The following is a 20,607-nucleotide window of genomic DNA, read 5'->3' as shown; positions in this document are numbered from 1 at the left end:
GCTTCTGACCGGCCGGTTCTGACCAGCACTTCTGACCGACCGGATCTGATCGACGTTCGAGGTTCCGGACCTACCGGGCCTGACGGACAGGTCCTGACCCCGGCACCCTTTCCGAGCCCCCCGCACCACCACCTCGCGGCCGTCGCTGACGACGAGGTCAGTCCCGACGCGCCGTCCTTCAGCACACCCGTCAGCACACCCGTCAGCACACCCTTTTTCGCTACGAAGCCCGAATTTCCGTTACGAAGTCCCGAAGTGGGTATCCCCATGTCTGAAACAGCCCAGGCCGCCGGCGCGAAGCCGGCACCGGCCCCCGACGCGGGCCGCTGGAAAGCCCTCGTCTTCATCGCGCTCGCCCAGCTGATGGTCGTCCTCGACGCGACCATCGTGAACATCGCGCTGCCGTCCGCCCAGCAGGACCTGGGCATCTCGGACGGCAACCGGCAGTGGGTCGTCACGGCCTACGCTCTCGCCTTCGGCGGTCTTCTCCTCTTCGGTGGCCGCATAGCCGACCTCTGGGGCCGCAAGCGGGCCTTCGTCGTCGGACTGATCGGCTTCGCCGCGGCGTCCGCGCTCGGTGGCGCCGCCACCAACGAGGCGATGATGTTCGGCGCCCGTGCCCTCCAGGGTGTCTTCGGCGCGCTGCTCGCCCCCGCCGCGCTCTCCCTCCTGGCCGTGATGTTCACGGACGCCAAGGAACGCGCCAAGGCGTTCGGCATCTACGGTGCGATCGCCGGTGGCGGCGGCGCCGTCGGTCTGATCCTCGGCGGCTTCCTCACCGAGTACCTGGATTGGCGCTGGACGTTCTTCGTGAACATCCCGTTCGCGGTCGTCGCCGCGGCCGGCGCGTACCTCGTCATCCGTGAGCCCGAGGGCAGCCGCAACCGTTCGGCGCTGGACATCCCGGGTGTGGTCCTGTCCACCCTCGGTCTGGTGGGCCTCGTCTACGGCTTCACCCGTGCCGAGTCCGACGGCTGGGGCGACTCGCTGACGATCGGCGTGTTCGTCGCGTCGGCCGTCCTGCTGCTGGCCTTCGTCCTGGTCGAGTCCAAGGTCAAGGCCCCGCTGCTGCCGCTGCGCGTGGTCACCGAGCGCAACCGCGGTGGCGTCTACCTCTCGCTCGGCCTGGCGATCATCGCGATGTTCGGCCTGTTCCTCTTCCTCACCTACTACCTGCAGATCGTGAAGGGGTACTCGCCGGTCAAGACCGGCTTCGCGTTCCTGCCGATGATCGCGGGCATGATCGTGGGTTCCACGCAGATCGGCACCCGGCTGATGATGCGGGTCCCGCCGCGCGCGCTGATGGCACCCGGCTTCCTGGTGGCCGCGGTGGGCATGCTGCTGCTGACCCAGATGGAGATCGACTCGTCGTACGCCGCGCTGCTGCTCCCGGCCCAGGTGCTGCTCGGCCTGGGGATGGGTACGGCGTTCATGCCGGCGATGTCCCTGGCCACGCAGGGCGTCGAGCCGCGTGACGCGGGTGTCGCCTCCGCGATGGTCAACACCTCGCAGCAGGTGGGCGGCGCGATCGGCACGGCCCTGCTGAACACGATCGCCGCGTCGGCCACCACCGCGTACGTCACGGACCACATCGGCGGTGCCGCGTCCAGGTCCCAGCAGCAGCTCGTCCAGCTGCAGGGCATGGTGCAGGGCTACACCACCGCCATCTGGTTCGCGGTCGGCATCCTCGCCCTCGCGGCGACGATCGCCTTCACCTTCGTCACCGCCGGCCGCCCGGGCACCTCGCCCTCCGGCACGAACGAGACCGCGGACGACGAACTGATGGTCCCCGTGGTCGCCCACTGACCACGAGCACTTCGGGCACTTCACTTCGAGGGTCCGCCCCGGCACACCCGGGGCGGGCCCTCGCCCGGTCGCCGGGGGTGCCCACCCGTCAGGGGAGCGGGGAACTGCGCGAACAGCCAACGGACAACCCGCAGCCTCCGGACGGCGCTGCAGCCGCGCACCCCTCCGGACGCACGGGGAACCGCCCCACCGCACTCACCGCAACCACGGCAGATCCGCGCCCGCCTCCTTCGGCTGCAGCCCCTCGGCCACGATCTGCATGATCTCGCCGAGAGCCTCGCGCTGTTCCGGGGACAGCCGGTCGAAGATCGCCTGACGCACGGCCTGTACGTGCCCGGGCGCGCTCCGCGCCAGGACCTCGTATCCCTGCTCGGTCAGCACCGCGAACTGCCCCCGCTTGTCGTCGGGACAGTCCTCGCGCCGCACCCAGCCGTTCTTCTCCAGCCGGGCCACCGCGTGGGACAGCCGCGACCGCGTGATCTTGGCGCGCATCGCCATCTCGGTCATCCGCAACCGCCGCCGCGGCGCCTCGCTCAGCACCACGAGCAGGTGGTAGTAGACATGTGGCATGCCCGCGTCACGCTGCAACTGTCGGTCGAGATGGTCCTCCAGCAGGGTGGATGCGTGGACATACGCGCGCCACGTGCGCTGTTCCTCGTCGGTGAGCCAGCGGGGCTCTTCAGCGGGTGCCGTATCCATGTATCTACTGTACGAGTCCCGTCCTTGAAATTTGAACAAACGAGGCGTAACCTGTACGGCATAGAACTTTAGATTTCAAGAATATTTTCAAGTCTTGCGCCCAAGACCGGCCATGCCGGTTCACACCGGGCGCGCCCGGGCATGACCGGCATGAACCGGCATGGCCGGGAATGAGCCGCACGCACGCTGTGGAGGGAGCCCTCGCATGTCCGCCGTCGCCCAAGATCACCCCACCGTGAGGCGGATGCCGGCCCTCTATCTGAGCCACGGCGCGCCGCCCCTCGCCGACGACCCGTTCTGGCCCGCTGAGCTGGCCGCCTGGTCGGCCGACCTGCCGCGCCCGAAGGCGATCCTGATGGTCTCCGCGCACTGGGAGGAGGCCCCGCTGGCCCTCGGCGCCGTGGAGACCGTCCCGCTCGTCTACGACTTCTGGGGCTTCCCCGAGCACTACTACCAGGTGAAGTACGAGGCCCCCGGCGCCCCGGAGCTCGCCGAGTCCGTACGCAAGCTGCTGCGCGCCCCCGGCACGCCGGTGCAGGACATCCCGGACCGCGGCCTGGACCACGGCGCCTACGTGCCCCTGGTCGAGATGTTCCCCGAGGCCGACATCCCGGTGCTCCAGATCTCGATGCCGACCCTCGACCCCGTGCGGCTGATGGAGATCGGCCGCAAGCTGGCGCCACTGCGCGACGAGGGTGTGCTGATCGTCGGCTCCGGCTTCTTCACCCACAACCTGGCGGCCCTGCGGCAGGGCGGAATCCCCTCCTGGTCCGTGGAGTTCGACGACTGGGGTCACCGTGCCCTGGAGGCCCGTGACTGGGACGCGCTCCTCGACTTCACCCGCAAGTCCCCCTCCGGTCTGCTGGCCCACCCCCGCACCGAGCACTTCGCGCCGCTCTTCGTCACGATGGGCGCGGCCGAGGCCTCCGGCGAACTGGACGCCCAGAGGTCGGTGATCGACGGCTTCTGGATGGGGCTGGCGAAGCGGTCGGTGCAGTTCGGCTGAGCCGCGAGATTCCTCTGCCCTGAACCTTCCCCGGAGGGGAGGTCGGCTTTCCCCTGGGAGGCCAAGGGACTTGCTCCTACGCTTGACGGTGTGACAGATCCGGGTGGGGCGAACAACAGCATCAGTGACAGCACGGTCCACGGCGCGGCTCTCCAGATGCGGGACGTGGCATCGCTGGTGGTCAACAACTACCTGGCGCCCGCGGCCCCGGCCGACGGACCGGCACAGTCGCACCACGCCTGGGTACGCGAGGTCGCGGACTCCCCGCTGTGGGCGGCCGTACCGGAGGGCGGGGACCCGTCCGGCACGATGCGGGCGGCGGCCCGCGACATCGTCACCTGCCTCGCCGCGCTGCACGACGAGGCCGAGCGCGAGCTGACGGGCGACCCGGGCGACCCGTGGTGGGACCGCCCCTTCGCCACCCGCTTCCACGGCCAGATCAGCCAACTGGTGTGCGCGGACGACGGCGCCGCATGGGACTTCCAGCCCGCCGAGGTGCTGCTCCTGACCCTCGCCCCGTTCCTGTCCCAGACCCTGTGGGTGCGTACGGCCGCCGCACGCGTCCACGTCGGCCCCGCGAACCTCCGCTCGACCCGGGCAGCCGGGGACCGGGCGGACTTCGAGAAGTTCTTCGACCGGGGCCACGAGCGCCTCGTCCGCCGGGCCACGCTGGACCTGCCCGAACGCCCGGGCGCGGAGTCGGACATCGGGTGGTGGCTGTTCCACCAGTGGATCGACCACGGCCTGCGGGGAACGGAGGACCACTGGACGGCGTACACGGACCTGGTCAAGCGGCTTCCGTTGCCGGACGCCTCGCTGACCGCCCTGTTCCACAAACGCCGGGCGGGGCAGTTGCTGTACGGGCTGCGCCTGCCGCTGGGGGAGATGTGCCGGCCGGAGCGCCTGGACCGTATCGACCCGGCCGCGGCCGTACCGGGAACCGGCGCCCTCCCCCAGAAGGTCCGCGTCCGACGCCTCGCCCTCCTGCTGTCCATCGCCCGCGCGAGGGCCCTGGACATCCCGGCCCTCCCCGACGACCTCGTCGAGAACCTGGGCATCCCGTACCGCGTCGACCTCGCCGAACTGCACGAGACGGTGGCGGGAGCTGCCTGGCACACCGACACCGGACCCATGGTGCTGCAAGCCGCGGACTGCCATCACGAGGCCGTCGTCGAGGCGTTGCGGCGGCACGTGGAGCAGATCGACGTCCTGCTCTACGACATCCACCGTGCGGCCCGCGGCGACGAACTCCTGGCGCCCCTGCGCGCCTTGCCCCTGCGCGCCTCCGCCGAGGGGGTCGAGGCGGCGCGGGACGACAACGACCGGCCCAAGTTCGAGAGCTACAGCAAGTTCCGCGTGGACGCCCGCCGCGTTCAGGAACTGCTCATGGGTGACCAGCTGTACCGCAGCCCGGGTCTGGCGATCCGCGAGCTCTACCAGAACGCGCTGGACGCCTGCCGCTACCGCAGGGCCCGCACCGACTTCCTGGCGACCAGGCCCGGTGGCTGCCCCGACGACGACTGGAAGGGACACATCCGCTTCGAGCAGGGGGTGGGGCCGGACGGTCGCCCCTACCTGCTGTGCGAGGACAACGGCATCGGCATGGGCGAGTCCGAGCTCAGCCGCGTCTTCGCCCGCGCGGGTACCCGCTTCACCGACCTGACGGACGTACGCAACGAACGGGCGAACTGGGAGGCCGCGGGCATCAACCTCTACCCCGTCAGCCGCTTCGGCGTCGGTGTGCTCAGCTACTTCATGATCGCGGACGAGATCGAGGTCGTGACCCGCCGGCTGGGCGAGGACGGAGCGACGTCGGAGCCGTGCTTCAAGGTCGCGATCTACGGGCCCAACCACCTGTTCCGGATCGAGCGCAGCACGGAGCGGCGGCACCCGGGGACGACGGTGCGGCTGTACCTGCGGAAGGACGCGCCGTCCTGTGTGACGGAGCTGGTGCGGCTGCTCGCGGTGTCCGACGCCGATGTCGAGGTCGAGCACGGGGTGCGCGCGGCGCGGTGGGAGGCGGGGGCCTACCGGCTGAAGCCCGGAATCGGCGGTGACCGCTCGGACAGCCTCACGGCCTCGGGCTGGCAGGTGCCCGGCCCGGTTCCCGAAGGGGCCGTGGCCCCAGCGGTGGTCTGGTGCCAGTTCGGCGGTGCCGTGCTGGTCGACGGCATCCTGACCCGGCCCGAGCAGCGGCGAGGTGTGCTGGCGGACTCCCACGGGATCGCGCGCCGTTCCGCGGGCTCGGGCGGGCATCTGCTGCGGGGGGCCTTGGTGAACCTCACCGGGGACCTCGTGCCGAAGCTGTCCGTCGACCGTCTGCAGATCCTCGACGATGTGTCCGAAGACGTGGAGCGGCTGCTGCGCACGGCGGCGCGCGAACTCGTCACGTCGACGGACGAGCAGGTCACCGCCGCGTGGATCTCCTCCGTGGCCGAGGCCAACCCGAAGGTCGCCGACCTCGTCACCGAGGCGCTCATGGAGACCGGCCTGGAGCTGGAACTGCGGGAGGGCAAGTCCTTCAGGCCGGCCGAGGTGGGGGTCTTCCCCTGGGACTCGGAGATCACCGGCTGGGCCACGGGCGCGGGAGACCGTTACTCCAGAGGCGCGCCGGACCACGTACTGCTGTGGCGGCTCCTCGCGCACGGGCAGGCGCAACAGCTCGTCGACCTCGTCCCGGAACTGCGCGCGGTGGGACCTCTCCTCCCCGCCCTGCCGTCGGACGCGGCCGTGCTCGCACCGTACGGGGAGTGGCTGAGCGCAGAGGACTGGTCGAAGCCCGGTTTCGTGCTGTGGATCGCGGCACGGACAGGGATGACCCCGCACCGGGTCGCCCTCCGCGCCACTGCCCTGGGCGCCGACGTGACGGCTCTCGACCACTATCGCGACGACGATCCTGATCCGCTCGATCTCTCTCTCCTCAGGAGGGCCGGGGGGTTCTCAGGAACGCACGGCACGTTGGCCTGGCTCTCCACCGATGCCCCGGTTCCGCTGGAGCACTTCCTCGACGCCTATGTGAGACACGGCCTCGGCATCGGGGAGACCGCCCAACGCATGGCCCCCTACGGTTTCGACGTCTCTCTGGCCGCCGGCCTTCCGGACCGCCCGACGAGGACCGACCTCCTCCTGCTGAGCATGGACGGAGAGGGGGAGGGCCACTGGTACACCCCCGGGGAGGAGGTTCCTCCGGGACACGTGCTCTGGGCCTCGGCCCGCACCGGCCTCCCCGTCGCGGAGGTGTGCAGGACACTGAAGGGGTACGGCCTGACGGTCCCCGACCTGCCCGAACGGTCGCGCCCCGAGGACCTCCTCCTGCTCAGCGCCCGGCTCGACGGCGAGCCCCCTTGGCTGAGGCGCGGCAAGGAGATGCCTCCAAAGCGTCTGCGGGCGGCCGCGCAGGCATCCGGCCAGGAGACGGACGAGGTGATCGCCGCGCTGTGCGCCTACGGACTGCGCCCACGGACCGCGCCGCCCGCCGAACTCTCCCAGGCGGAACGGGATTTCCTTGACGCCCTCGGGCTGGAGGAGTTCTCGCCGAGCCTGCTCGACAGGCTCCTGATGCACGACCTGTGGGCCGCTGCCGATGAAGTGGGGTGGTCCCTCGCCACGGCGGTGGACCGGTTCCGCGCGCGCGGGGTGGCCGTCCCGCTGGACTGTCCCCGGGAACCGGACGAGCTCGACGACGCCCTGCTGCTCAGCCGCGATCTCATGCTCTGGGCCGACCGCAAGGTGGGTGACAGGAGCGTCTCCATGGCGGCTCTGCTGGGCACCGCCCGCGAGCTGAGAAGGTCCGTCGGGGAGATCGCGGCCCGCCTGGAGTCCTACGGGCTGCGGGCCCCCCGCCACGATCACCTCGATCCGGATGACCTGGCCGACGACCTGATGCTGCTCAGCCGGGACCTGGACAGCGCGTCCCCCTGGATGCAGCCCGAGGATCCCGTTCCTCTGAGCCACCTCTGCGCCGCCTCGAGGAGACTCGGCATCACCGTCCCCGAAGCCGCCGCCCGCCTCCGCCGCCTGGGACTGGACGTCCCCGAGGTCACGGACACCATCCGCGCCGCGATGGCCAGGATTCCCCGGGCTCAGGAGCCCGGGAGGCCGCCACGGACGGGGCGTACGCCAGGCGCGTGAGAACTGCCGCCGGTGCCGGCGGCCGGGTGCTGCCGCTGGTCCGCGCGGCCGGGAACCAGCGCTGGTCGCGCGGCGAGGAACTGCCGCTGTCGCCGCTGGTCGCGTGGTCAGGAACTGCCTGTGAGTGCCATTCGTTGGCAACCTTCGGACGGTGCGGGCCGTCTTCCAGGTGGGAGAGCGAACCGGGGGCAGCGCTCTTCCCCGTGAAGACGGCGGAATCGAAGGTGATGGGCGTCTCACGTACGGAGGGGTCCCAGGCGCCGGCGAAGCCTCGAATCCGGCCTCGCCGACCAGCCTGACCTGCACCGCCGTACGCTCTGACGACGGCCGTTCACTCCTCGTGGCCGGACAGGGTACTGCATGATCAGAAAAATTGAGGTGCGGGTTGGGAATTCTGTCCTGATTCCAGTCGTTGTTTCCTTCGGATGCCGGGCACCCGGGAGGGTGTCTCCAGCGTCACAGGACCATCCGCTAGCCCACCATCGCAAGGGAGCACGCATGGCAACCCGTGCCGTCGCCGCCCGTCGTACGTCCGCCCTCGGCGGAGACGACGCGGCACTCAGCGTTCGCGCCTCGGGCGGCGAGATCGCCGACCGCGACCTGGTCGGCATGTACCTCGACGAGATCGCGCGTACGCCGCTGCTGGACGCCGCCAAGGAAGTGGAGCTGTCCCAGATCATCGAGGCGGGTGTGTTCGCGCGGCAGATCCTCGACGGTGAGGAGGAAGCCAAGGCGGATGCCACCCGTGAGGAGCTCGAGGCCCTGGTCGCCGAGGGCGAGCGCGCGAAGGACATCTTCATCCGCTCGAACCTCCGGCTGGTCGTGGCCGTCGCCCGGCGCTACCCGCGCAGCGGCCTGCCCCTGCTGGACCTGATCCAGGAGGGCAACGCCGGCCTGGTGCGCGCGGTCGAGAAGTTCGACTACCGCAAGGGCTTCAAGTTCTCGACGTACGCCACGTGGTGGATCCGTCAGGCCATCACCCGGTCCATAGCGGACCAGTCGCGGACCATCCGGCTGCCCGTCCACCTGGTGGAGGAGCTGGGCCGCGTACGGCGCGTGCAGCGCGAGTTCAACCGCGAGCACGGCCGCGACCCGGAGCCCGCCGAGATCGCCAAGGAGCTCGGCTCCACCGCCGAGCGCGTCTCGGACGTGCTGGACTGGGCGCGCGACCCGGTCTCGCTCAACATGTCAGTGGACGACGAGGGCGAGACCCAGTTCGGCGACCTGCTGGAGGACACCTCCGCGGTCTCGCCGGAGCAGTCGGTGCTCACTCTGCTGCGCAGCGAAGGCCTCGACGAGCTCATCGGGCGCCTCGACCAGCGCACGGCCTCCATCATCAAGATGCGGTACGGCATCGAGGACGGCCGCGAGCGCACGCTCACCGAGGTCGGCAAGGAGCACGGCCTCACCCGCGAGCGGATCCGCCAGATCGAGAAGCACGCGCTGCTGGAGCTGAAGAAGCTGGCGCGCGACACAGGGTTCGACGCGGCCGCGTGACGCCACGGTGCGCGACGCCCCGCTCGGCGTCGCGCGCCGTGGTGCTTCACGCGGCCGGGCTTCACGCGGCCGAGCGTGACAGGCCGGGCTCCGGCGTGGTGCGTGTGCGGTCGCGGGTGCCCGTACGAACACCGGTGTGGGGAGGACAGCGACTTGGCTGTGTTCCGCCGCTTCAACACCGGGGTCCGCGGGCACAAGACTTCCGGGCCCGGGAAAACCACCAGGCCCGGAGCCGCAGGGCCCGGGACCGGAGGCTGAGCCGGTACGAAGCCCGTGCAAGAAGTGTGCGCCACTCCGCACCCGTACTACGTAGTCCGCACCCGGCTCAACGACCAGACCAGTACGCACCGCCCGCGGGTTCACGCCCCGAGCGGTATCCAGAAGCCACGTCCCGACGCAATCCCCCCCCGGCGCCGGGACTCTCCCCGAGCCGGGCTTCGGCGCCTCCCCCCTTGCGCCGGAGCCCGGCTCCACCTCTCGCGCCGCGTACGGTGTCGTCCCGGCTCAGACGTCTCCGCTCAGACGTCTCCGCTCGGTCGTCCCCGCCCAGTCGTCCCCGCTCACGGTGCCGTGTCGCCCGCCGCCCGTGTCAGCCGCGCACCCAGCTCCCGTACGCACGCGGCCAGTTCCGGCGGATCCCGCACCGTGAACTCGCAGCCGAGCAGCGCCAGCCGCACGGCCAGCCACTCCAGGGAGCCGTCCGCGGTGGTCCGCAGCCGGCAGCTGTGCTCGTCGACCGGCTCGGGCGGGCCCAGCCACCCCGGCAGCCGCGTCGCGACGGACGCGGCGGGCGCCGCGAAGGTCACGTCGAGCGGGTAGGTCTCCTGCCGTCCGCGCATCGACCGCCGCAGGTACTCCGCGGCACTCCCCGTGGGCAGCTCGCGGGGCGCGAACCGGGCGCCCGTCGGGAAGGGATCGCTGACCCGGTCCACGCGGAAGGTGCGCCAGTCGGCGCGGTCCAGGTCGTACGCGACGAGGTACCAGCGCCGGCCGGTCGACACGAGGCGGTACGGCTCCGTCAGACGCCGCGTCTCGGCGCCGTCCCCGGAGCGGTACGCGAACCGCAGCCGCTCCTGCCCGGCCACCGCCGAGGCCATCACCGTCAGCGTCTCGGGCGCCACGGTCGCCCCGTCCCCACTGGCCAGGGGAGTGGTCGCGGCCTGCAAGGTGGACACGCGATGGCGCAGGCGCGACGGCAGCACCTGCTCCAGCTTCGCGAGCGCCCGTACCGAGGCCTCGTCCACGCCCTCGACGGCGTGCCCCGCCCCGGCGCGCAGCCCGACCGCGATCGCGACCGCCTCCTCGTCGTCCAGGACCAGCGGGGGCATGGCCTTCCCGGCCACCAGCCGGTAACCACCGTCGGCCCCCTTGGTCGCCTGTACCGGATAGCCGAGCTCACGCAGCCGGTCGATGTCCCGCCGCACGGTGCGGCGTGAGACGCCCAGCCGGTCGGCGAGCTCCCCGCCCGGCCATTCCCGGGGGGTCTGGAGGAGGGAGAGGAGCTGGAGCAGCCGGGCCGGAGTGTCGGTGGTCATGAGTGCGAGGATGCCGTAGATCCAGGACAGCGTCCGGCCTGGCGGGCGACTGCGTGCCGGCGGGTCCGCCCCGCGAGTTGCCCCCCGTGCGGACCCGTCACCGGTGGATGCCCGTTTATGTCTGACGTGTGCCCGAACCTGTTTACTTTCTCGAAATCCAGGCGTAGCCTCCCTGCGAAACCACAAGTTCGGGCATCACCGGGCAGGAAGTCGGAGGCGAACGGACATGTACGCACCGGAGCGGCAGCAGGAGATTCTCCGGCTTGCCCGTGACGGCGGCCGGGTGGACGTGGTCTCGCTGGCGGAGGAGTTCCAGGTCACGGCGGAGACGATCCGGCGTGACCTGAAGGCCCTGGACCGGGCGGGCCTCGTACGCCGCGTGCACGGCGGCGCGATCCCCGCCGGCCGGCTGGACTTCGAGCCCGACCTCGCCGAGCGCGAGGAGACCGCCACCGACGAGAAGGACCGTATCGCCCATGCCGCGCTCGCCGAGCTGCCGAGCGACGGCACGGTGATCCTCGACGCGGGCACGACGATCGCCCGGCTCGCCGCCGCCATCCCGCTGGAGACCACGCTCACCGCCGTCACCCACAGCCTGCCCATCGCGGCCCGCCTGGCCGACCACCCCGGCATCCAGCTCCACCTGGTCGGCGGCCGCGTCCGGCACCGTACGCGCGCGGCCGTGGACGCCTGGGCCCTCAGGGCGTACGGCGAGATCCGCGCGGACGTGCTGTTCGTCGCGGCGAACGGCTTCTCCGCCGGGCACGGACTGACCACCCCCGACCTCGCCGAGGCCGCGGTGAAACGCGCGGCCGTCGCCGCCGCCCGTCGTGTGGTGCTGCTAGCCGACTCCTCCAAGTACGGCCAGGAGCACTTCGCCCGTTTCGGCGCCCTCGACGACGTGGACCTGCTGATCACCGACAGCGGTCTGAGCCCCGAAGACGCCACCGCCATCGAGCGCGGCGGCACGGAAGTGGTGCGCGCATGATCCTCACCGTCACCCCGAACCCGTCCCTCGACCGCACCTACGAGGTCCCCTCCCTCGACCGCGGCGAGGTCATCCGGGCCACCGGCGAACGCATGGACCCCGGCGGCAAGGGCGTCAACGTCTCGCGTGCGGTCGCCGCCGCCGGGCAGCGCACCGTGGCCGTCCTGCCGCTCGGCGGCGCCCCGGGCGCACTGGTCGCGGACCTGCTCGACGCGCAGGGCATCGAGGTCGCGCGGGTCCCGGTCGCCGGTGCCACACGGTCCAACATCGCGCTCGCGGAAGCCGACGGCGTCCTGACGAAGATCAACGCACCCGGCCCCGAACTCTCGGCGGCCGAGGAGGAGCTGCTCCTGGAGACCGTGCGCGCGCAGTCCACGGACGCCTCCTGGATCGCCTGCTGCGGCAGCCTCCCGCGCGGGCTCGCCCCGTCCTGGTACGCCGCCCTGGTCGCGCGCGTCCACGCGGCGGGCACCCGGATCGCCCTCGACACCTCCGGGCCGGCACTGCTGGCCGCCCTGCGTGAGCGCCCGGACGTCGTGAAGCCCAACGCCGAGGAGCTCGCCGAGGCCGTCGGCCGCCCCCTCGCGACGGTCGGCGACGCGGTCAAGGCCGCCGAGGAGCTGAGGGAGATGGGCGCGGGTGCCGTGCTCGCCAGCCTCGGCGCGGACGGTCAGGTGCTCGTGGGGGCCTCGGGCACCTGGTTCGGCAGCGCCCGCGTGGACGTCGTACGCAGCAACGTCGGCGCCGGCGACTCCTCCCTGGCCGGCTTCCTGATCGCCGGCGGTGACGGCCCCGAGGCCCTCGCCTCGGCGGTGGCCCACGGCGCGGCCGCCGTCCAGCTCCCCGGCAGCGTGATGCCGACGCCCGGGGACCTGGATCCGGCCGCGGTGACGGTGACGGCGGACGTTCCCGTGGACCGGGCGCTGAGGGAGCCGGTGTCATGACGATCCTCCTTCCGCCGGCCGGCATCCTCCCCCTGACAGGCCTCGTCCCGCTGACAGCCCTCCGTCCACGGACGGTCTTTCCCCGGACGGTCTTTCCCCGGGCGGTCTTTCCCCGGACGGTCCTTCCGTGGACCGACCTCCTCCCGCTCCCGGCGGCACCGAGCGGTGGCGGCATCCCCTTAGCCACCAGCACCGCGGCCACCGCCGTCCCCGCAGTCCCCACCGCCACCCCCCACTGCATCCCCGTCCCCAGCCCCGCCCACGACTCCCCCCGGGCGATACGCGTGCGAAGGAGCCCGCGATGAGCGAGATGATCACCGCGGACCTGGTCGACCTCGACCTGTCCGCCGACACCAAGGAAGCGGCGGCGCGTGCCCTCGCCGAGCGCATGGTGGCCAAGGGCCGGGTGACCGACCTCGACGGCTTCCTCGCCGACGTGGCCGCCCGCGAGGCACAGATGCCGACCGGCCTCGACGGCGGCATCGGCATCCCGCACTGCCGCAGCGAGCACGTCACGGAGCCGACTCTGGCCTTCGGGCGCACCGCGGCCGGTATCGACTTCGGCGCGGCCGACGGGCCCGCCGACCTGATCTTCCTGATCGCCGCCCCGGCCGGCGCGGACGACGCCCACCTCACCATCCTGTCGTCCCTCGCCCGCCAGCTGATGAACGCAGAGTTCACCTCCGCGCTGCGGTCCGTGGACGACGCGGAGCGGGCCGCCGCCCTCATCCGGGGCGAGGACGCCGCGGACGCCGCGGACACCCAGGAACCAGCCCAGGACACCGAAGACTCCGCGGCGGCGCCGGCCGGAACGGCCTCCGCCGGCGCCGCCGCGGGCAGCACCGACGACGGGGAAACGGGCACGGGGACGACCGCCGGGGACGACGCGGAGGCCCGCCCGTTCCGGATCGTCGCCGTCACCTCCTGCCCCACCGGCATCGCGCACACCTACATGGCCGCCGAGTCGCTGGAGAACGCCGGCCGCGACACCGACGGCGTCGAGGTCGTCGTCGAGACGCAGGGCTCGGCCGGCTTCAGCCGGCTCGACCCGGCCGTCATCGCCGCCGCCGACGGCGTGATCTTCGCGCACGACGTCCCCGTGCGGGAGAAGGAGCGGTTCGCGGGCAAGCCCACCGTGGACACCGGCGTGAAGGCGGCCATCAACCGGCCCGCCGAGCTGATCGCCGAGGTCCGCGGCAAGGCCGAGCGCGGTGAGATCACCACCGCGGCGGGGCCCGGCTCCACTCCGGTCGAGCGCGCGGGCGAGCCCGGCGACGGCTACGGCACCAAGCTCCGCAAGTGGCTGATGACCGGCGTGAGTTACATGGTCCCGTTCGTCGCGGCGGGCGGTCTGCTGATCGCCCTTGGCTTCGCGATCGGCGGCTACCAGATCAACGAGGCCAAGCCGGTCACCGACCACTTCGTCTGGGGGCAGCTGGACAGCTGGGCCGCCCTGCTGTTCCAGATCGGCGGCGTCGCATTCGGCTTCCTGATCCCCGTCCTCGCCGGTTACATCGCCTTCGGCATGGCGGACCGCCCGGGTCTCGTCCCCGGCTTCGTCGGCGGCATGATCGCCTCCAACATCGCCGCCGGTTTCCTCGGCGGTCTGGTCGCCGGTCTGCTGGCGGGCGCGGTCGTCCTCGCCATCCAGCGGATCAAGATCCCGCCGGTCCTGCGCGGCATCATGCCGGTGGTCGTGATCCCGCTGGTCTCCTCGATCATCGTCGGCTTCCTGATGTTCGTCGTCGTCGGCAAGCCCATCGCCGAGGCCCAGAAGGCCATGACCGACTGGCTGAGCGGCCTCTCGGGGACCAACGCCGTCCTCCTCGGCATCCTGCTCGGCCTGATGATGTGCTTCGACCTGGGCGGCCCCGTCAACAAGGTCGCCTACGCCTTCGCCACGGGCGGCATCGCCGTCCAGGACCCGAGCGACTCCGCGATGAAGATCATGGCCGCCGTGATGGCCGCCGGTATGGTCCCGCCCCTGGGCATGGCGCTGGCCACCACGGTCCGCAAGAAGCTGTTCACCACCGCCGAGCGCGAGAACGGCAAGGCGGCCTGGGTCCTCGGAGCCTCCTTCATCTCCGAGGGCGCGATCCCGTTCGCCGCCGCCGACCCGCTGCGGGTCATCCCGGCCTCCATGGCGGGCGGCGCGGTCACCGGCGCGCTGACCATGGCCTTCGGCTCGACCCTGCGCGCCCCGCACGGCGGCATCTGGGTCACGTTCCTGATCGGCAAGCCGTTCCTGTACCTGCTGGCCATCGCCATCGGTACAGCGGTCACGGCCGGCCTGGTCATCGTCCTGAAGGGCATGCGGAAGACCCAGCCGGGCACGGTCGCGGAAGAGGCCCCGGCCGCCCGGACGGATGCCAAGCAGCCGGTCGCGGCGTGAGCCGACGACACTGAGGACCGGTCACGGCGAGAACCGCTGACCATGGTGGCCGGTCGCGGCCGAACCCCCGACCGGCCCGCACAACGGCCGATGGCGTGTGCGGCACGCGACCCGTGCGACACGACACCCCATCGCCCATCGGTGGCCGCAGCCCGTTGGACAGGGGGCTGCGGCCACCGCGCATGGCCCGGAGACCCCCCCGGCGCGCCCGCCTCGCGCGCGGTCCGCCCGACCGCCGCGCATGGTGCGCATTTGGCGGGTTTACCTCCGTGGTGCGTTGTTCGCGGCACCTGCGAGATGCGTCACGGTCCGGGCAAAAGGCCCGGACCGTGGTGTCTACTGGGACGCATGCCTGAGCACGTGTCGATCCTCCATCTGATGGGCGTGACCGCCCTCGCGGCGGCGGCGGTCATCTGGTTCGCCTTGCTCATCCGCGTCATGCGCCGCGGCCTGCCCGTCCATGGGCGGCAGTTCGCGGCCCTGGGCCGCCGCGGCCGGATCCTGCGGGGCCTTCCTCGCCAGCGCCACTCCGCCCCGCACATCGAGCAGGTCGAACTGACTCCGGCGGAACGCGACGCCTTCGCCGGACTCGTACGACAGCTCAGCGACGGCCGCCCCTGACCGTCCAGGAGTCACCCACGGCTCGTCGCCCGCCGCTCCATCGCGTCCCGGGCCGCGTCCTCGGACGCGTAGACCTCGCACATGTGGCGCCCGTCCGGCGTCGCCGTGTGCTCGACCTCCCACAGGGAGATCTCCTGGCCGTCGGTGAGTAAGAACGCGTGCTCGTACAGCGAGAAGTTCGGCCCCGCACGGCCGGAGCGGCCGGGACGGCCGAACGCCTGCGTGATCTCGTGCGCGAACGCCGTCCGCAGCAGCAGCGTGGCGAGCTCGTCGTCCGGCGGGTCCGGGTTCTCCGCGCGGCGCAGCAGCCGCCGGGCGTGGTCGGCCGAGTCGTCCAGCACGTACTCGTGGCGGGGCTCGGGAACGGGCCCCGGCTCCACCATGACGGGCAGCTCGAACTCCGGTGTGTCCGGCGGCAACGGCAGCCGCGCCGTGGCGGCCCGCAGCTCCTCCTCGTCCACGTACACCTCGTGCTGCGGTTCGCTGCCCGGCGCCGTGTTGTGCACCAGCTCCCACAGGGTGAGCGCGCAGCCGTCGGCCAGCAGCCAGGTGTGCCGGTACGTCGACCGGTGCAGCCCCGCGCTGTAGTGCGCGGAGTGCAGTGAACTGTCGTGCGCCAGCGCGCAGTCGAGGCGCTGTATGGTCTCGTCGGGCAGCTCGAATGAGTTCAGTGCGCGACCGAGGAGTCGCGCGAGGTGCTCCTCCGGAGACTCGGGCGACTCGGGTGGCTCGTACGCTGCCGTCTCGTACGGAACGCTCAAGGCTTCTCCCGGCGTTGCTGCATGTCACCTTGTGGGTGCATACCGTAGCCCCTCGGTCGGACATCATGTCCGGGAACCGAGAAAACGTACGTCACTAAAACGCGCGGGCCACGCGAATGGTTCCCGCGTGGCCCGCCGTTTTGCCGAAGATCTTCGCGTTGTGCCACCAAAGAGTGCTCGTCGGGCCGCGGTTGACCCTGACGTCACCCGCCCTCGCGCGGCTCAGAGGGCGCTGCCGGCCGTCCAGGCGCTCCACGGCATGTTCCAGCCGTTGAGGCCGTTGTCGGGGGCGACCGACTTGTCGGGGGAGTTCTTGACCGTCACGACGTCACCGATGAGCGAGTTGTCGTAGAACCACTTGGCGGGAGTGTCGCCCCGGGCGCCCCGCACGTCCTGGAGTCCGACGCAGCCGTGGCTGGTGCCCTGCCTGCCGAAGGGCGGATTGCCCTTGTTGTACCAGTAGTTGCCGTGGATGAAGGTGCCCGACGTCGTCAGCCGCATCGCGTGCGGCACGTCCGGGATGTCGTACTCGCCCCCGAAGCCGACCGTCGTCCCGTTCATCCGCGTCTGCACGAACTTCTCGGAGATTACCATCTGGCCGTTGTACGTGGTGTTCTCCGGGCTGCCCGCGGAGATCGGGATCGTCCTGATCGTCCTGCCGTCACGCACGACCGTCATGGTCTGCGTGCTGACGTCGACCGTGGAGACCTGGGACCGCCCGACGGTGAAGGTGACCGTCTTGTCCTGCACGCCGTAGACGCCCTTGGCGCCCTCCACCCCGTCCAGGTCGATCTTCATCGTGACCTTGGAGCCTGCCTTCCAGTACTCCTCGGGCCTGAAGTCGAGCCGCTGCGCCCCGAACCAGTGCCCGACCACCTTCTGCCCACTGCTCGACGTCACCGTGATGTGCGACTGCACGGCCTTCCTGGCGCTGATCGCCTTGTCGAACGTGAACGACACCGGCATCCCCACGCCCACCGTGGTCCCGTCGTCCGGCGTGTACGTCCCGATGAAGCTGTTGGCCGAGGTGACGGTGGTGAAGATGGAGTTGGCGGCGGACGTGCGCCCCTCGGCGTTCTTCGCGAGGGCCGAGATCTGATACTTCGTCCCCCGCTCCAGCTGCTCCTTCGGCTTCCACGCCTTTCCGTCGGCGGACACCGTCCCCGGCACGGCCTGCTCCGTCCCCGCCACCGTCATCTTCACCTCGGTCAGCTTGCCGCCGCTGACCTTCACGCCGGTCGCGTTGATGGACGCGCCCGTCGAACCGTCCTTCGCCGAGATCGTGATCCTCGCCGCGGAGTCCTTGGCGGGGGCCTTGTCGTTGTCGGCCTTGGCGCTGCCACCGCAGGCGGTGAGCGTGAGGGACCCGACCACCAGGACGGCGCAGGCCCCCAGCGCACGTCGCACCCTCTTGTCCGGCGATGTCACGGGCTGCCCCCTGTCTCACTTCGTACGTGATCCGTTCCAGTACGAGGAGAAAGAGCACCCGGGTCCCGCGGAGGTTCCGGCCGTCCCACCGCTGCGGCACGCGCGTGACAGAACCAGGACAATCGGCCTGCGTGGCCCGGCTCTTCACCGGGACGGCCCTCAGTTCCCGTACAGCTCCGTGTACGCCGGCCACACCCCGCCAGGCCCCTCCACCGGCTCCGCCGCCCGTATCGCGCGGACGATCGCCCGTGTCACCACGTCCGCGCCCGCCGCGAGCACCTCGTTCAGCGCGAGCGGACTGTCCGAGGACAGGGGGCGGGCGGCGGTGGCCAGGGTGAAGACCGTGTCACCGTCGTTGAGGAGATGCACCGGGCGTATGGCGCGGGCGAGTCCGTCGTGCGCCGTGCCCGCCAGCTTCTGCGCCTGGGCGCGGGTGAGGTCGGCGTCGGTGGCGACGACGGCGAGGGTCGTGTTCAGGGAGGGCGGAGTGTTCTTGGCGGCTGTCTTGGCGAGCCGCCGCCGCGCCGCCTCGTGCACCTCGGCCGCCGGGGCCGCCGTACGGCCGCCTTCCTGCAGCAACTCCCCGTACAACACCCCCGTTTCCGGATCCATCACCGATCCCGCCGCGTTGGCCACCACCAGCGCGGCCACCGTTATGCCTGAGGTGAGCACGACGCTCGCCGTGCCGACTCCGCCCTTCAACTGCCCGGCGGTCGCCCCCGTACCGGCACCCACGCAGCCCTCCTCGACCGCCGTGCCCGGGTCGCTCGCGGCGGCCGCCTCCACCGCGGCCCGTCCGGTGGCCGCGTCCGGCCGCGCACGGAAGTCGCCGCCCCGGCCCAGGTCGAAGACACAGGCCGCGGGCACGACCGGCACGACGTGCGACGGACCGGGGCCCACCCGCACTCCGCGTCCCCGCTCCTCCAGCCAGGCCATCACCCCCGACGCCGAGTCCAGCCCGTACGCGCTGCCCCCGGTCAGCACGACCGCTTCGACCTTCTGCACCACGTTCCGCGGATCGAGCGCGTCCGTCTCCTTGGTCCCCGGCCCACCGCCCCGCACGTCCACGGCCGCCACCGCCCCGCCCTCCGGGGCAAGGACCACCGTCGTCCCGGTGAGCCAGCCGCCTCCGGTCCGGGTGGCGTGCCCGACCCGCAGCCCCGCGACATCAGTCAAAGCGTCAACTGTCATGAACCCAGTCTGATCCGGCACCGCCCGCCCCGCCTCACCGGGGCCGAACGGCCGCACTCCGCCCTCCGGCGGCGCCAGGGCCCGTCCAGGGGCAGGGCCGTACCCTGGAGCCATGAGTACCGCTTCCGCCCCCGAACCGCGCGAGCCGGCGAAGGCCGCGCTGGTCTTCGACGACCCGCTCGACCAGCAGTCGTCGGACGACACGGACCGAGGATGGGGCGAGCGGCCCTCGGAGAGTGACAGCGTCGCCGACCTGAAGCGCTTCCTCGACGAGAAGCCGCCCCACCATCTCTGAACGCGGTCCGTGAACCGCTCTACTTGCGGTCGTGCGCCGAGCCCCGCTGGGCGACCAGGGCGTCGCGGATCTCCTTCAGGACCTCCAGCTCGGTCACCTCGATGACCTCGTGCGTGCCCTCCTTGGCCTTGCGGCGGGCCTCCTGCCGAGCGAGGTACTTGGCCATCGGCAGCACCATCAGGAAGTAGACGACGGTCGCCGTGATGACGAAGCTGAGCGTCGCTCCCAGGACGGAGCCCCACAGGATGCGGACGCCGGTCGCGGTGTCGCCGCTGCCCGTGCAGGGGTCCTTGAGGCAGTAGCTGTAATGGTCGAGGTTCTTGGTGCCGATCGCCCCCACCACGGGGTTGATGATGCCCTTCACCACCGCGTTCACGATGTTGGTGAAAGCCGCGCCGATGACCACGGCCACCGCCAGGTCGACGACGTTCCCCCGCATCAGGAAGGCCTTGAAGCCCTCCCAGAGGCTCGGCTCCTTCTTCTCGCTCACCTTGACGCCCCTCCGCGCAAGTCGTGGAACAAACGACTCCGCAACTTACGGCACGGCGTTCCGGACCTGTCCAGCGGCACCTCACGGACGACCGCCGTGACCGGCGCCCGGCGGTGTCCTGCCTCAAGGCCGGCACAGCGTCACCGCCAGCCGTGAGGTCGCGCCCGCGCCCGCCAGCCGTGCCGCCGCGGCCCGGGGCACGGACAGCACCACCAGCGCCCCGCTCTCGGTGACGCCCGCCTCCGGCACCCTCGTCACCCGCGCCCCGCGCGCGACCACCCGGGCGTCGGCGCCGGCCGCCGCCGACCCCTCGGCCGCGATCACGTCGACCCGGTCGCCGGGCCTCAGCAGCCGCACCGCCGCGCCGTCGGCGATGCGCACTGGAGCCGCCACCATCTCGACGGCGCGCTGCCGCTGGGAAACCGCCCCGGTCACCGGATGCCCGCGGGGCCGCTGGGCTTCCCCGGCCGGCTCCGCCTCCCGTGGGGCCGCCGCCACGAGCGCCGCCGCGGTGACGGCCAGCCCGGCGGCCACGGCCCGCCTCCGGCACCGCACGAGCCGCCGCAACCGGTAGCGGGCACCGCCCACCCGCAACGGGGCGAAGTGCGGGACCTCGCAGGTCGGCGGAGCGCCGGAGCCGGGCGGGCCGTGGAGCGACGAGGAAGACGAGGAAGACAGGGAGGACGTTGAGGTCAGGGACGACGAGGAGGACGAGGTCAGGGAGGGGAACGGAAGGGACATGGGGCCACCACCTGCTGCGTGAGATCGGCTTGCGGTCCCACGATGAGGCTTCGCGGCCGAGCCCGCAGACGCCGGTGGACAA

16 protein-coding genes are annotated in these 20,607 nt (G+C 71.7%); 9 read left to right on the top strand and 7 right to left on the bottom strand.

Features of this window, described 5'->3' with window-relative positions; all coding sequences use genetic code 11:
• The first annotated feature begins 267 nt into the window (after positions 1-267).
• Positions 268-1,806 (top strand): MFS transporter, encoded by a 1,539-nt coding sequence (locus ACZ49J_RS24675; protein WP_467457318.1) that lies wholly within the window; start codon positions 268-270, stop codon positions 1,804-1,806.
• 195 nt (positions 1,807-2,001) lie between these two features.
• Here the strand turns inward: ACZ49J_RS24675 and ACZ49J_RS24670 are convergent, their stop codons facing one another.
• Complete coding sequence (locus tag ACZ49J_RS24670; protein WP_467457321.1) at positions 2,002-2,505, bottom strand: MarR family winged helix-turn-helix transcriptional regulator; 504 nt, start codon at positions 2,503-2,505, stop codon at positions 2,002-2,004.
• Between the two features lie 205 nt (positions 2,506-2,710).
• Here ACZ49J_RS24670 and ACZ49J_RS24665 point away from each other — a divergent pair, with 205 nt between their 5' ends.
• The 3 genes from ACZ49J_RS24665 to ACZ49J_RS24655 all read left to right on the top strand — a co-directional run bounded on the left by ACZ49J_RS24665 (position 2,711) and on the right by ACZ49J_RS24655 (position 9,139).
• Complete coding sequence (locus ACZ49J_RS24665) at positions 2,711-3,511, top strand: dioxygenase family protein (RefSeq protein ID WP_467457322.1); 801 nt, start codon at positions 2,711-2,713, stop codon at positions 3,509-3,511.
• A gap of 90 nt (positions 3,512-3,601) precedes the next feature.
• Positions 3,602-7,642: a wHTH domain-containing protein gene (locus ACZ49J_RS24660; protein WP_467457324.1), complete on the top strand. Its 4,041-nt coding sequence runs from the start codon at positions 3,602-3,604 to the stop codon at positions 7,640-7,642.
• A 498-nt stretch (positions 7,643-8,140) separates the two neighbouring features.
• Positions 8,141-9,139: a sigma-70 family RNA polymerase sigma factor gene (locus ACZ49J_RS24655; RefSeq protein ID WP_467457325.1), complete on the top strand. Its 999-nt coding sequence runs from the start codon at positions 8,141-8,143 to the stop codon at positions 9,137-9,139.
• Positions 9,140-9,699: 560 nt separating this feature from the next.
• Here ACZ49J_RS24655 and ACZ49J_RS24650 read toward each other — a convergent pair.
• A complete protein-coding gene (locus ACZ49J_RS24650; RefSeq protein WP_467457326.1) occupies positions 9,700-10,674 on the bottom strand; it encodes a helix-turn-helix transcriptional regulator in 975 nt (324 codons plus the stop codon).
• Positions 10,675-10,900: 226 nt separating this feature from the next.
• Here ACZ49J_RS24650 and ACZ49J_RS24645 point away from each other — a divergent pair, with 226 nt between their 5' ends.
• From ACZ49J_RS24645 to ACZ49J_RS24630, 4 genes are all read left to right on the top strand, one after another.
• The gene (locus ACZ49J_RS24645; RefSeq protein ID WP_467457327.1) at positions 10,901-11,662 is read left to right on the top strand and encodes a DeoR/GlpR family DNA-binding transcription regulator; all 762 of its coding nucleotides are present in this window, start codon (positions 10,901-10,903) and stop codon (positions 11,660-11,662) included.
• A complete protein-coding gene (gene pfkB, locus ACZ49J_RS24640) occupies positions 11,659-12,606 on the top strand; it encodes a 1-phosphofructokinase (RefSeq protein WP_467457328.1) in 948 nt (315 codons plus the stop codon). The genes ACZ49J_RS24645 and pfkB overlap by 4 nt, the downstream gene beginning before the upstream one ends.
• Before the next feature lie 301 nt (positions 12,607-12,907).
• Complete coding sequence (locus ACZ49J_RS24635) at positions 12,908-14,998, top strand: PTS fructose transporter subunit IIABC (protein WP_467457330.1); 2,091 nt, start codon at positions 12,908-12,910, stop codon at positions 14,996-14,998.
• Positions 14,999-15,346: 348 nt separating this feature from the next.
• Positions 15,347-15,619, top strand: a complete 273-nt coding sequence (locus tag ACZ49J_RS24630; RefSeq protein WP_467457331.1) for a hypothetical protein — start codon at positions 15,347-15,349, stop codon at positions 15,617-15,619.
• Between the two features lie 11 nt (positions 15,620-15,630).
• Here the strand turns inward: ACZ49J_RS24630 and ACZ49J_RS24625 are convergent, their stop codons facing one another.
• The 3 genes from ACZ49J_RS24625 to ACZ49J_RS24615 form a co-directional block, all read right to left on the bottom strand.
• Entirely contained in the window at positions 15,631-16,380 is a 750-nt protein-coding gene (locus ACZ49J_RS24625) for a DUF6227 family protein (protein WP_467457332.1), read from the bottom strand.
• A 222-nt stretch (positions 16,381-16,602) separates the two neighbouring features.
• A complete protein-coding gene (locus tag ACZ49J_RS24620; protein WP_467457333.1) occupies positions 16,603-17,808 on the bottom strand; it encodes a L,D-transpeptidase in 1,206 nt (401 codons plus the stop codon).
• A gap of 159 nt (positions 17,809-17,967) precedes the next feature.
• Complete coding sequence (locus tag ACZ49J_RS24615) at positions 17,968-18,999, bottom strand: P1 family peptidase (protein WP_467457334.1); 1,032 nt, start codon at positions 18,997-18,999, stop codon at positions 17,968-17,970.
• A 112-nt stretch (positions 19,000-19,111) separates the two neighbouring features.
• On the opposite strand from ACZ49J_RS24615, the gene ACZ49J_RS24610 reads away from it, so the two are divergent.
• Entirely contained in the window at positions 19,112-19,294 is a 183-nt protein-coding gene (locus tag ACZ49J_RS24610) for a hypothetical protein (protein WP_467457335.1), read from the top strand.
• A gap of 19 nt (positions 19,295-19,313) precedes the next feature.
• On the opposite strand, the gene mscL is transcribed toward ACZ49J_RS24610, so the two are convergent.
• Both mscL and ACZ49J_RS24600 read right to left on the bottom strand, forming a co-directional pair.
• Entirely contained in the window at positions 19,314-19,784 is a 471-nt protein-coding gene (gene mscL / locus ACZ49J_RS24605) for a large conductance mechanosensitive channel protein MscL (protein ID WP_467457336.1), read from the bottom strand.
• Between the two features lie 123 nt (positions 19,785-19,907).
• The gene (locus tag ACZ49J_RS24600; protein WP_467457337.1) at positions 19,908-20,525 is read right to left on the bottom strand and encodes a hypothetical protein; all 618 of its coding nucleotides are present in this window, start codon (positions 20,523-20,525) and stop codon (positions 19,908-19,910) included.
• Between the last annotated feature and the right edge of the window lie 82 nt (positions 20,526-20,607).

The sequence above is a fragment of the Streptomyces sp. NPDC030840 genome (genome assembly GCF_055572015.1).
Note: the sequence above shows the minus strand (reverse complement) of the source record. Positions and strands in the feature narration are given on the sequence as shown.